This is a genomic window from Runella sp., assembly GCF_027484545.1.
In the GTDB taxonomy this organism is placed as follows: Bacteria; Bacteroidota; Bacteroidia; order Cytophagales; family Spirosomataceae; genus Runella.
Map to the genome: position 1 here is coordinate 1 of NZ_JAIXST010000024.1, position 13,223 is coordinate 13,223.

Annotated in this window: 12 protein-coding genes; 4 read left to right on the forward strand and 8 right to left on the reverse strand. The window is 41.5% G+C overall.

Annotation, left to right across the window (positions count from 1 at the left end):
• Positions 1-75 precede the first annotated feature (75 nt).
• The 3 genes from Q0081_RS02015 to Q0081_RS02025 form a co-directional block, all read right to left on the reverse strand.
• Positions 76-1,095: a PepSY-like domain-containing protein gene (locus Q0081_RS02015; RefSeq protein ID WP_298348664.1), complete on the reverse strand. Its 1,020-nt coding sequence runs from the start codon at positions 1,093-1,095 to the stop codon at positions 76-78.
• Positions 1,096-1,107: 12 nt separating this feature from the next.
• Positions 1,108-1,365, reverse strand: a complete 258-nt coding sequence (locus Q0081_RS02020; RefSeq protein WP_298348666.1) for a hypothetical protein — start codon at positions 1,363-1,365, stop codon at positions 1,108-1,110.
• A 68-nt stretch (positions 1,366-1,433) separates the two neighbouring features.
• Positions 1,434-1,958 (reverse strand): NADPH-dependent FMN reductase, encoded by a 525-nt coding sequence (locus Q0081_RS02025; RefSeq protein ID WP_298348668.1) that lies wholly within the window; start codon positions 1,956-1,958, stop codon positions 1,434-1,436.
• 250 nt (positions 1,959-2,208) lie between these two features.
• Between Q0081_RS02025 and Q0081_RS02030 the strand changes: the two genes are divergently transcribed.
• Both Q0081_RS02030 and Q0081_RS02035 read left to right on the forward strand, forming a co-directional pair.
• Positions 2,209-2,754, forward strand: coding sequence for an RNA polymerase sigma factor (locus Q0081_RS02030; protein WP_298348669.1), 546 nt, complete (start codon positions 2,209-2,211; stop codon positions 2,752-2,754).
• 92 nt (positions 2,755-2,846) lie between these two features.
• Positions 2,847-4,403, forward strand: coding sequence for an outer membrane beta-barrel protein (locus Q0081_RS02035; RefSeq protein ID WP_298348671.1), 1,557 nt, complete (start codon positions 2,847-2,849; stop codon positions 4,401-4,403).
• 4 nt (positions 4,404-4,407) lie between these two features.
• Here the strand turns inward: Q0081_RS02035 and Q0081_RS02040 are convergent, their stop codons facing one another.
• From Q0081_RS02040 to Q0081_RS02055, 4 genes are all read right to left on the reverse strand, one after another.
• The gene (locus tag Q0081_RS02040) at positions 4,408-5,946 is read right to left on the reverse strand and encodes a 4Fe-4S binding protein (protein ID WP_298348673.1); all 1,539 of its coding nucleotides are present in this window, start codon (positions 5,944-5,946) and stop codon (positions 4,408-4,410) included.
• A gap of 118 nt (positions 5,947-6,064) precedes the next feature.
• The gene (gene atpC / locus Q0081_RS02045; RefSeq protein WP_298348675.1) at positions 6,065-6,304 is read right to left on the reverse strand and encodes an ATP synthase F1 subunit epsilon; all 240 of its coding nucleotides are present in this window, start codon (positions 6,302-6,304) and stop codon (positions 6,065-6,067) included.
• 94 nt (positions 6,305-6,398) lie between these two features.
• Positions 6,399-7,919, reverse strand: coding sequence for a F0F1 ATP synthase subunit beta (gene atpD / locus Q0081_RS02050; protein WP_298348677.1), 1,521 nt, complete (start codon positions 7,917-7,919; stop codon positions 6,399-6,401).
• 267 nt (positions 7,920-8,186) lie between these two features.
• Positions 8,187-9,380 (reverse strand): PAS domain-containing sensor histidine kinase, encoded by a 1,194-nt coding sequence (locus Q0081_RS02055; protein ID WP_298348679.1) that lies wholly within the window; start codon positions 9,378-9,380, stop codon positions 8,187-8,189.
• 412 nt (positions 9,381-9,792) lie between these two features.
• Here Q0081_RS02055 and hemA point away from each other — a divergent pair, with 412 nt between their 5' ends.
• Positions 9,793-11,064 (forward strand): glutamyl-tRNA reductase, encoded by a 1,272-nt coding sequence (gene hemA, locus Q0081_RS02060; RefSeq protein WP_298348681.1) that lies wholly within the window; start codon positions 9,793-9,795, stop codon positions 11,062-11,064.
• Position 11,065: 1 nt separating this feature from the next.
• Here the strand turns inward: hemA and Q0081_RS02065 are convergent, their stop codons facing one another.
• Entirely contained in the window at positions 11,066-12,127 is a 1,062-nt protein-coding gene (locus Q0081_RS02065; RefSeq protein WP_409034038.1) for a P1 family peptidase, read from the reverse strand.
• Positions 12,128-12,369: 242 nt separating this feature from the next.
• Between Q0081_RS02065 and Q0081_RS02070 the strand changes: the two genes are divergently transcribed.
• A complete protein-coding gene (locus Q0081_RS02070; protein ID WP_298348685.1) occupies positions 12,370-12,939 on the forward strand; it encodes a DUF4372 domain-containing protein in 570 nt (189 codons plus the stop codon).
• Positions 12,940-13,223: the final 284 nt, after the last annotated feature.

Below are 13,223 nucleotides of genomic sequence, written 5' to 3' on the forward strand. Positions count from 1 at the left end.
TAGAGAATGAACTTAATAACAGGCCAAGAAAAAGACATGATTTTCAAACACCAAATCAAATTTTTAATCAATTAACTAACCATCAAGAAGTTGCATTTGTAACTTGAATCCTGCTTTTGTTTCAATCGCCTTTTCCTGAACAGTGGGCTTAGGTGTTTCTACGGTAGTTTCAGTAGTGGTTTTTAGATAACCTCCGGTGGCATCAAAATAAACATAGTACAATTTTCCTTCTACTTTGACGACTGCCAAATAGCCGGTTACTTTGTCGTTTTCGTAGAAAACCAACCCTTTCATGTAGTCCCAGCTTTTGTAGGTCTTGTCTAAATATTCCTTCGATTTGCCGGGGATGTCATTTTTGCCCAATTCTTTTTGGGTCACTTTGTTAGGTGCATCGGCCTTTATACCTGAAGAACTTGACTTTAAAATAGCACCGGTTTCATCAAAAGTATATTCATAAATGACCATTTCTTTGCTGACAACAACATGGTAAGTCTTTTTGCCATTTTCCACCATGACCACGCCTTTAATAAATTTGTATTCTCCGTGTTTTTCCGTTAGCACCTTCTTAATGGCTTCGGGCAGGTCTTTTGGCTCAATGGCGTAGGTATTGGATTCTGGTTTGGTACTTGGAGTGCCGTCTTTCGCAATCAGCAACGTCAAACTGCCCGTAGTATCAAACAGCATCACTACTTCTTTTCCTTCTTTTGTTTTAATCAAGACTTTGTACCCAATGACCTTTTTTTGGTCGTTGATTTGTTCATCAATACTGACGATTTTGGCATCTGGGTAGTTGGTCGTAATGAATTTTTGGGCACTTTCGGGAAGGACTGTTCCCACGCGAGCCACGTTGTAAGTCTCGGTAATTTGTCCCGTATTATTGACAACCGCCGACATTTTCTGAATTTTTATCACGAATTCAGAAACCCATATTTTGTTTGCTTCAAGCTCCGTAAATTTCAAATCAGTAGCTTCCGGATAGGCTTTTCTGACAGCACTGCTGACAGTTTGAGGAACAGTTTCGGTAGAAACCTCCTTTACATTACAGGACGAAATCAGGCAAACAAGCGAAAAGAAGACGGCGGCAATCTTTTTCATGATAGGGAGAGTTTAAGAAATATGTTTTTTAAGGGTATTCTCAATCATATCATTGCTGACATAAATGGGCTTGTCAGTAATAGTCACTTTAAGATTATTTGATTCAACAACATAGTTTCCTTTTACTTTACTGATTCCCGCAGGTAACGAAAATGAACCCGCTGTATTGTCGCCCTTCATAGAGCCTTTTCCACTTTCAATTGCTTTACGGGCTTTGGCAAGAATCTGCTCCGCGTCGCCCTCAAAAGGAATGTCAAAATTATGTGCCATAGCTGAAAATGTGTTTTGTTAACGGTTGTGTGTGAAATAGTTAGGCAAATTACAGAAAATTTTTAAATTCAAAATTTTACTAATAATTCGGCCTGTTCACGGATCAATTTATCAATAAGCCCATCTTTAATTTCACCGTCTAAAAAGTTTTTTTTCATGAAGGGAATTTTGACTCGTTGAGCCAATACATTCATACCCAAATAATTGAAAACATCATTGAGATGACTTAAAGCAAGTGCTCCTCCCTGTACTCCGTCCGAAATGCCTACCAAGGCCGCTTTCTTGTGAAGCAACTCACTGGGGTAGCTAAGACCGTCAATAAATACTTTCAAAGCGCCGGGGTAAGAATTGTTGTATTCCGGAACGATAAAAACGTACTTATCAGATTCCTGCATCATCTGGCGATAGGTGTTAAAACTTTCGTTTTTTCCGTTATTTTCGTACAAAGCCGAACGAATAAAATCGTCGGGCAAATCGGCAATGTCCAACAGTTGACTTTCGGCGTTGAGGTCAGACAGTAATTTTTGATAAAAAAGGGCCACCTGTTTGGATTTGGAGCGGCGTCGGTTGGTTCCGACCACAATTGTAATCATTCTCTCTATTGGGCTAAGTTCTATCAAATAACCAAAAAGGTACTGTAAATTGTTCTTAAAATTTACATCAATAAAAGTTATCAGTCAAAACTAAGCGATGACCGGTTCGTTTTTTGTCCAAATCTCTACCAGATTAGGCACTCTTGTTTTATAAATTGATAACTAACCCCAAACAGGAAACAGCAAACTTTTTTTAATATCATTCCAACTTTTTTTGAAGCAGATGCGTCTTTAAAGCAGATCGGATTGCATGAAAGATGAACGTACGTTAGTTGAAGGGTGTCGAAATAAAGACCGCATATCCCAACGAACGCTCTATGAGCGATTCGCCGGGCGGATGTTTGCTGTCTGTCAACGCTATACCCGTAATCGTTTTGACGCCGAAGACGTTCTTCAGGATGCATTTGTGAAGGTTTTTTCCCAAATCCATACGTTTCGATATGACTGCCCTTTGGAAGCGTGGATAAAGCGGATTATGATTAATACGGCTATTTCTCATTTGCGCAAAGAAAAAGCGTACCTGGACCAAGCCGATGTGGAAGATTATGCTGATGTGGTATCTGAGGCGGAAACGACGGTGTCGGGTATTGAATATCAGCAGCTTTTGGCAATGGTACGAGAGCTGCCGCCGGGTTGTCAATCGGTCTTTAATTTGTATGCCATTGAAGGATATCAACACAACGAGATTGCGGAATTATTGGGTATTTCAGAAGGAACTTCCAAATCACAATACGCCCGGGCCAAGCAACTTTTACAAGCGAAAATTTTAGAAACAAATAATACGAATTCTTCCTAACCTATTTTTTACCTAAACTATCCTTTAACCAATTCATCGACCGACAGTTACTAAATAAATGTGCGAAAGCACTTCAACTTGATTCTATAGAAATGACTTCCTCGGAAGAACATAATTTTGAAAATAATTGGCGAGAAGCCTTCGACAATGCTGATGAAACGCCTCTGCTTTCGGTTTGGGAACGCGTTGAAGCTCGTTTGGACGAAGAGGACGACCGTGTGGCCATTATCCCCTTTTGGCAGCAATGGCAAACGCTGAAATGGGTAGCTGCCGCTGGGGTAACAATTTTATTGGTTTCTTTGGGCGGATGGTGGTTGTCCAATCAAAATGGGGTAAAAACACATTTAGCGACTAAAGTGAGTAACGAGAAGTTGTCGCCAAAAACAAACATTGCAGAAAAGATTTCCACCCCAAAAACAGGGATTGATGTAGCGACGCTTAAAAGACAGCCTCTTCCTAATCAAAGTCAAAACGAGACCATTGCTGCCGTTAAATTTCCCCCAAGTGCTGATGTAAATGCAACACATTCGATTTCTGTAAAAAGTAAATCTGAAAGCAAAAGCCGTTTATTGAAAGCGAATAAACTGAATACCGAAATGCCTACACTTTTCAAGGAAAAAGTATTGGCTGTGAATAAGCAAAAAAATAAAATTGAGCTGTCTACCACTCATCTTTCGAAGGTAGCAGTTGAAGAAACTGCCATTTTATCACTTTCAAACAGTCAGTTCCCTGCTGTTTCTGATCCCGTTACTTTGTCCACACCTGTTTTAGCACTTAGCTCGCTCGATAGTAAAGAGATACGCGAACTCATTGGCTTGTCACAACGTCAGCCTTGGGTGGCTTATCAACCTGTTCAGAGCGAGCAAAAAGTGCAAAAAACGGCGCCTAAAGAATACTGGGCTTCGGTGGGAGTGATGCCCGCAAGTTACAATGCAGGTGTAGTGATTGGTGGAAGTAAAAGTGGGTTGGCGTATGCCACATCCAATCAAAGTTTCTCAACCAATACTGCTCAGGCATCAAGTACCAATCGTCCGTCATTTTCCTATGCATTGCAGTGGCAGGGAGGAGTCCAATTAGCCCAACGTTGGTCACTGGAAACGGGCCTTAATTATTTAAAGGGGAATTCGGTTTTTGAAGGCACAAATGGATTCAATATGCTAAGTAACAGCTATGTAAATAATTTGGAGGCCGCCGTTAATGTAAGCGATAATTCTAAACAGAGGTATGATTTTGCAGCTATTGGTTACGATAAGTCGCAAGTTCAATCGTTGGCTACTTCCCAAAATATCAACAATTCATACCAATTTTTACAAGTTCCCGTGCAGGCAGGTTATGCGGTCGTAAAGCCCAAACGCAAGGTTTCTTTATGGTTATTGGCCGGCTTTATCAATAATATTTTCTTACGGAATAGCTTCCAAAGCGGCCAGGAAAGTACGGTGACGGTAAGCGGTGCAGGCAATCCTTATCGGGCATTATCATTTTCAGCCAGTACAGGGATGCGCGTTCAATACAAAATGAACAAACGTTGGACGACCTTACTTTCAGGTAATTTCCAACGGGCATTAGGTTCTAACACACGTTCGGGAACAGCTTTTGAAGCACGTCCTCAGTTGTTGGGAGTAGGAGCCGGATTGCGTTATGGATTTTAAGAATTTAACGTTTCATATCATTTCCTACCAATACCTCAGGCGCAACCATAGCTCGTGACCCTTCCGAAGCATTTTCAAGATTGAGTACACCTCTTGGGCAAACAGCCGAACAAATTCCGCAGCCTACACATGACGAACGAACAATATCCTGTCCTTTCTGTGCATAAGCGCGAACGTCGATGCCCATTTCGCAATAGGTAGAACAGTTGCCGCACGAAATGCACTGACCCCCATTGGTAGTAATCCGAAAACGTGATTTTTTACGTTGCCATAGCCCTAAATAAGCTGCCAACGGACAGCCAAACCGGCACCAAACTCGATTCCCCATGAGTGGATAAAATCCGGTTCCGACAACACCCGCAAAAATGCTTCCTATCCAAAACCCATACGCTGAGCGCACGCTGTAACGGTCTATAAACAGCACTTTTGACGAACCCGTAAAGTAGGTGTAGAGCACCATGGCCGTCATCACTACTGCAAATGCCAATACACCATGCACAATGTATCGTTCGATTTTCCACGAGGCGAGAGATTTATTGGAGAGCTGCCGATAGGGGTCACCCAACGTTTCGGCCAGGCCTCCGCAACCGCATACCCAAGAGCAATACCAACGTTTGCCAAAAAAATACGTCATCACGGGTACGGCTACCAAGAACAACAAGATACCCCAGACCAGCATGAAGATTCCCAAACCTCCGCTCTGAATCAGGCTGTTGAGATTATAATCGAAGAAAAAGTCGTAGTCAAGCGGCCACATATTTTTGAAATCGTAGTAAGGTTTGTTCAAACTCACCAGTATTTCAGGAATAATAAAAGCAACCGCCGTTTGAAAAAACATAACTGAAAGGGTGCGAACCTGTTGGTAATGGCTGTGGCGGTATTTGATAAGCATCCGAACTCCCATCACTGCTACGCAGACAGTATAAAGCGTTCCGTACAAAAACCACCGACTTGCTTCCCCACCATTCAACGCTTTACTCAGTGGGTCAACGAGTATCGTCCAATTCACCAAATACTGTGGAAAGTAATAAAGAACAATATAGAAGACAATCAGAAACGTACCCACTATCCAACCAAGCCAACCGCGGTTGGTAGCGGATTTCTGAAAAATATAATTATTTTTTATACCAGGAAGTTGTTGTAAGTCAGGAAGTACGTATAATAAAGCACCTATAATGGCTAATCCCAATGTTAAGAAAAACCAAAGTAAAGGCTGTTGTTTCAATGGACCTGAGGCGGCGGCTTTGCTTATCGAAAAACTGTATTCATCATAGATTACTTTATCCCATTGCTGCGCTGCTTTGTACTCTGCATTGAGTCCATTAAGAATCGTATCAAACTCGTAGGAAAAAGCCCAACCGTTTTGAAAGGTTTTATTAAGCATGGGCTGCAAGCGCACTCCTAAGGTAGATTGATGTTCAGATTTTATGGTTTTTTCTACAATCGCTGAAGTGAGCGTAAAATCGTTCATTGCCAGCGTGTAAAGCCACAGACCAAAACCTGTCAAAAAGATTCCAAGACCTACGCGAGTGAGGATTTTCATATTTGAAAGAAGATTTACTTACAGCTAATATACGGTTAAAACTGATAAAAAGCTGTTTGCATAAAAAAAGCGCGAGACAAAACTGCCTCGCGCTCTACCATTATCGTTAAAAAGCCTTTTACAAAATGGCTTCAGCCAACACTAATACTTTGTTATTCAGCACTTCTACTACACCACCATCCACAATGAAGGTTTCTTTGCCATTGCCTTCTACGATGATGTTGCCTTTGCCGAGTGTACTTACAAGTGCAGCATGGTTATTTAAAACCTGAAATTGCCCTTCTGTACCGGGGAAAGTCACCGCAGTGGCTTCGCCGGAAAAGATTTTTTTATCGGGAGTGATGATTTCTAATGTCATAGTTTTAAAAGAGTTTACGGTTTGCGGTTGACTATTTACGGTTAGAACAGTGAAAACTTTCGTGCCAACTGTAAACAGTGAACTGTAAACTATTTTATTTTCCCGCCGCTTCTTTCAACAAGCGTTCTCCTTTTTCGATGGCATCTTCAATGGTACCTACCAAGTTGAAAGCCGCTTCCGGAAGGTGGTCATAATCACCGTCCATTATTTGGTTAAAGCCTTTGATGGTATCGTTGATGTCAACCAATACACCTTTCAAACCGGTAAATTGCTCAGCAACGAAGAAAGGTTGAGATAAGAAACGTTGCACACGACGAGCGCGGTTTACCGTTAATTTATCTTCTTCCGACAATTCTTCCATACCCAGGATGGCGATGATGTCCTGCAATTCTTTGTAACGTTGCAGAATCAACTTCACGCGTTGAGCAGTATCATAGTGAGCTGCACCCAATGTTTCGGCACTCAAAACGCGACTGCTTGAATCCAACGGATCCACGGCAGGATAGATACCTAACTCAGCAATTTTACGACTTAATACCGTCGTAGCGTCCAAGTGGGCAAAAGTAGTTGCCGGAGCAGGGTCAGTCAAGTCATCAGCAGGTACGTAAACGGCCTGTACTGATGTGATTGAACCACGTTTGGTAGAAGTAATACGCTCCTGCATCGCACCCATTTCGGTAGCGAGTGTAGGTTGGTAACCTACCGCTGAAGGCATCCGACCCAAAAGGGCTGATACTTCTGAACCTGCCTGCGTAAAACGGAAAATGTTATCAATAAAGAAAAGAATATCACGACCTTGGCCTGTACCGTCACCATCACGGAAGTGTTCTGCCACTGTCAAACCTGACAAAGCCACACGAGCACGCGCTCCGGGAGGTTCGTTCATCTGACCAAACACAAGCGTTGCCTGCGATTTAGCCAATTCATCATAATCTACTTTGCTCAAATCCCAGCCACCAGCTTCCATGCTGTGTTGGAAAGCTTCGCCGTATTTGATTACCCCGGATTCAATCATTTCACGGAGAAGGTCATTACCCTCACGAGTACGTTCCCCTACACCTGCAAACACCGAAAGGCCTGCATACGCCTTGGCGATGTTGTTGATCAATTCCATAATCAATACCGTCTTACCCACACCGGCACCACCGAAGAGACCGATTTTTCCACCTTTTACGTAGGGGGCTAACAGGTCAATTACTTTGATACCTGTAAAAAGTACTTCAGTAGCGGTAGCCAAATCTTCAAACTTCGGTGCAAGGCGGTGAATTGACATTCCATTTTCTTTGCTTACGGGTTTCATTCCATCAATTGCCTCGCCTACTACGTTGAATAGACGACCTTTGAGAGCTTCACCGGTAGGCATAGTCATTGGACCACCTAAAGCTTTTACACTCATTCCGCGTTGGATACCTTCCGTACTATCCATCGCAATGGTGCGTACGCGATCTTCTCCAAGGTGTTGCTGACATTCTAATACTACCGTTTGTCCGTTGGGCTTTGTGATTTCCAAAGCGTCAAGGATGGATGGCAAGCGATTGCTCTCCCCCTCAAAACTAACGTCCACAACGGGGCCAATCACCTGCGTTACTTTGCCTATGCTTGTCGTGTTTGCCATTATTTTTAAAAAATGTTATTAGTTACATACGGTCCGCCGTTGCGGTTATCCGTCAATTGTTATCGTTATTCGCTAATTTTTAACTAATTCTATTGACGAATGCACAGATAACCATTAACTTAATGGTTCAGGCCGCAAAATTAGGAGTTTGTTTTATGAAAGCCAAGTTTCAGTTACCTCTATTTTGGATATTTTTTATAGAAATGGCTAATTTTGTAAAAAATAATTGTGCGAAAACGTGTTTTGGTAAATTTTGGAAGGCAGAAATCAACGCTTCAGGATGATTCGAAACGTTGTTCCTTTGCCAACTTCCGAAGATTTTACGTAAAGTTTACCTCCGTGATATTCTTCTACAATTCGTTTGGCAAGGGTTAAACCTAAGCCCCAACCCCGCTTTTTGGTACTGACCCCCGGTTTAAATACATTTTGCCAGCTTCCTCGTGGGATACCTTTTCCCGTATCGCTAATATCAATCGCCACTTCCTGTTTATTTAGGGAAAACATCCTGACCTTGATTTCCCCCACACCGGTCATGGCATCTACCGCATTTTTACAAATATTTTCGATAACCCACTCAAAAAGATTTCGGTTGAGGTACATAGAGCGTTGCGGATCAATCTCATTGAAAAACTCTAATTTTACTTTCGTTGAGATACGCCGTTTGAGGTAATCTAAAAAAGGACCGATTATCTCACTGATGTTCTCATCTTTCATCGTAGGAGCAGAGCCGATACTGGAAAAACGAGAGGTAATCATTTCCAATCGGCTAATGTCTTTTTCAATTTCGCCGGTATATTCTTCAGGATAACGCTCCGGATCGGTACGGAAAAAGGACACCCATCCCATCAGTGATGCAATCGGAGTTCCCAACTGATGCGCCGTTTCTTTGGCTAATCCTACCCAGACACGGTTTTGCTCGGCAGTACGGGATGCACTGAAAACCAAATAGGCCAAAAATGCCAAAACCAGCAAACTAAGCAGTTGAACATAAGGGTAATAGCGCATTTGGACCAAAAGGGGAGAGTCGCTGTAATAAATATACTGCTTTGTTCCCAGCAAATCAACCACAATAGGGGAGTGGTCTTCCTTCATGTCCTCAAATGCTTCCTGCAACAATTTTTGCCTTTCTTCTTTTGATAGTGTCGTTGGGAGATCCAGATTTATATCACCAATGGGTTTTAAATCTTCGCTCACCAAAATAGTAGGAATACGGCTTTGGCGAATGTTTTCCGTTACTATCTGAAATAGAGCAGTATAATCTTCGTTAAGGTCTGGATGGTTGGCTGAATATTCAATTAATTGGGCATAAACGGTCAACTGTCTTTGCTCACGGGCATCCAAACTCTCCACAATATTGTAGGTATAAAAAACCGAGGCAATGCCAATAAGTGCCAAGTTGATACCAATAAATAGTTGATAGAGATTTTTTTGGCTGTAAATATCTATGGTTGGAAACTTCATAATTGGGGTTACGAGCAAATAGTGAATCTGTAAAAATCAGCAGAAAAGTTCGGTTTAGCAATCCTGCTCTTCTGCTATTTAGATATATTATAAATTGATTGGAAAGTTGAAAAACTACGCATCTAAATTTTCTCAAGTGGTGTACATAGTAATCGAACGAAAAGTAAAAGTACAGTTTCCGGTTTTAACATATCAGGATTGATTTGGGGAAGTCATCAGGCAATCGTCAAAAATATGATAAAAATCAGTTTCTGTATCGAACAAAAATCATCTTTTCGATTCAGGAATGAACACACCTTGCACAAGGATAGCAGCTCATTAGTTTATACTCATTCTAAATTATTTGCTAATCGCATTTTAATTCTCTGGAATTGGTTTTTGAAATAACTTTGTGAACTTTTTGGCACGTGACATGGAATATTTACAGTTTAAAAGCGTCGGAATTTCTTACAAAACAGCCCCGCTTGAGGTACGAGAACAAATTGCACTAAATGAAGACGAGGCTAAAGCCTTAATGCTACAAGTGCAGGAATTTTTTGGTGGAACAGATGTACTGGTGGTTTCGACTTGTAACCGCACAGAGATTTACTATAATTCTGCTGAAGACTGTAATACAGATATTGCCAAACTCCTTCTTATCCAAAAAGGCCTGATTAATACCGAGAATTACCTGCCTTATTTTGTCAGCTATTCTAACCAACAGGAAGCAGCAAGACACCTTTTTGAAGTGGCTACTGGACTTCATTCTCAGGTAGTAGGCGATATGCAAATCCCCAATCAGGTAAAACATGCCTATCAATGGTCGGTAGATTTGGGAATGGCAGGGCCATTTTTGCACCGTTTATTGCACACGATTTTCTTTGCAAACAAACGTGTTGCGCAGGAAACTTCCTTCCGTGACGGTGCCGCTTCTACGTCGTATGTAGCTGTAGAGCTGATTGAGCAGGTAACGGCTCTCAAAGCAAATCCTTCCATATTGGTTTTAGGAGTGGGCGAGATCGGCACCGATGTATGTCGTAATTTGAAAGAAAAAGAATATACCAATATTACGGTGGTGAATCGTACTCGGGCCAAAGCCGAACAACTGGCAACGGAGTTGGGTTTTGCAGTGGCCGATTTTGAAAATGTTGAAGAAGAAATTCAGAAAGCAGACGTAGTTATTTCTTCTGTTCTCCGCGATGAGCCTTTTATTACGAAAGCGATTCTCCAAAAGAAATCATTGTATTCTTTCAAATACCTGATTGACCTGTCAGTACCGCGCAGTGTAGCCGCTGATGCCGAGCAGGTTCCCGGAGTGATCGTTTATAATATTGACAATATTCAAAGCCGTGCCAATGAAGCCCTTGGACGTCGTTTGGCTTCAGTTCCGCATGTGCAGGCCGTTATTAGTCAAGCTTTGGAAGAATTTGGCGATTGGTCGAAAGAAATGGTGGTATCTCCTACCATCCAAAAGCTCAAAAATGCGCTTGAGCACATTCGCCAGGAAGAGATGGCGCGCTTCATGAAAAACCTCAATGAGGATGAAATTGCTAAAATGGACAAAATCACGTCGAGCATGATGCAGAAAATCATCAAACTGCCCGTACTGCAATTGAAAGCTGCCTGTAAACGTGGTGAGGCCGAAACGTTGATTGATGTGTTGAACGATTTGTTCAATTTGGAGCAACAGCCTGAGCGCAAGTAACTTATTTCACTTTTCCGTACTTTTTCAGAATTTCCAGTACTTTTGGTATTGGCAGTTTTTCTATTGTGTGTCCTTGATAACCTTTCGTTGTTTCGGCTGCAAAAAGGGAATTGAGGATGGCTTCTTCCGTAGCTTCGATAACCGCTAAAAATAAGGGGGACGTATCATCATTCCGAAGCAGTTTCAGTTCTTCTAAAGCAGAATTCGATTCGTGTGCAACTCGATAGGCTGTAGAAAAGGCAATGACGTAATCACCGCTGCCATTCGCCATAATTCCACCCGTTTTACCAAGTCCAATCAAGGCTCGTTTTGCCAAACGTTTTAGGTTTCTTGCATCAAGCGGCGCATCGGTGGCGACTACCATCATGCAGGAGCCGTCTCCCGATTTATCAAGGGTTTCTTTGAAAGAGTATTTCCCTAATTCTATGCCTACAGGCGCTCCGGCTACTTCTAATACTCCTCCAAAATTGGTTTGTACCAATACGCCTACAGTATATCCGCCTAATTTAGCGGGAAGTTTACGCGAAGACGTACCGATTCCCCCCTTCCATCCAAAGCAAACGGTACCCGTACCCGCCCCCACATTTCCTTCCAGTACTCCGCCTGAAGTTGCTTTTTGCAGCGCCTCAATAACGTGACTCTGTTTGACATATCGCCCTCGGATATCGTTGAGATAACTATCATTGGTTTCACCCACTACAGGATTGACTGAGCGTACGTTTTCGTTTCCTTTTTGATTTAATGTCCAATCCACTAAAGCAGCTGTTGCGGTCGGAACGTTAAGCGTATTGGTTAGAACAATAGGGGTTTCCAAATTCCCTAATTCTGAAACTTGGCTGTAGCCGGCCAATTTGCCAAAACCATTGCCAAGTTCAATCGCAGCCGGGACTTTTTGTTGAAATACATTGCCATCATGCGGCAAAATTGCCGTTACTCCTGTTCGTACACTATCACCCGCATTGAGCGTAGTTTGCCCTACTTTTACTCCTGCTACATCGGTAATGGTATTCAATTTTCCCGTTGGCAATACACCAATTTTTATATTGAAATCTCGCAGACGCATGGTTTGAGCAAAGCTGATTTGATGAATAAGAATGAATAGTATAAGTAGGTGACAGAGACGCATGATTTTCCGATATTTGTGATGTAGCAAAAGGTCCTATTCCATTAGTGTTCGGTTAAGCAAATTAATATCCTTCTAAGATACTAAAATAGAAAGAGTTATGGGTGTTTCAGCCTTAAACGATTTGAATTAATTTTATCAAAAATGACTTTTGTCTTTTTAAGATTTGACAAATCAAAAAGATCAATAAAGGTCAATATGTTTTTTCTCAACTGATGAGTTTGGTAGGTTCTAATGAATTTAATCGTCATGTCAAGCGCTGTAAAGGTAACTATCGAATACGCAGTTTTAGTTGTTGGCATCAGTTTTTATGTATGAGTTTTGGTCAATTAGCCAAAAAAGATAGTCTTCGGGATAGAGTTTTATGTTTTGAAAGCCATAAGAATAAACTGTATCACTTGGGTATTACGCATGGCGTTAGCCGTTCTAACCTTGCAGAAGCCAATGAAAAACGTGATTATCGTATTTACCAAGACTTCGCTCAACACCTGATTTCCGAATCCAGGCTTCTTTATAAAGAAACAGATGACACTGAATTAGGATTGGTCAATAATATTTATGCCATAGCTGCCTCAACGATAGACCTTTGCCTGTCAGTTTTTTGGTGGACACCTTTTCGCAAAGCCAAAGCGGCCATTAAGTTACATACACAGATAAACATTAAATGTGGCATACCTACATTTATTCATATTTCAGATGGTAAGTATCAAGAAGTGAACTCACTAGATATTTCGTGCCGCCGATGCGGTTGAAATTGAAACAAATGCGTTTTAAATCATAGATAAAAGATATTTAGATTTTGGACGATTGTATCAAATTCATAAAAAAGGTGTGTTCTTCGTGATTCGAGCCAAGTCAAATACAAGCTACTATCGCTTATATTCTCACTTAACAGATAAATCAAGTGGCGCAAAATCGGGTACTGGATTAGTGAGTTATGTTAAGTATCTTTGTTGAATGGACATAGATTTTGAAAAATATAAAGGCTTACACTACTGTGACAATGCAAATTGTAAGTTTTACGAAAAAATAGGCA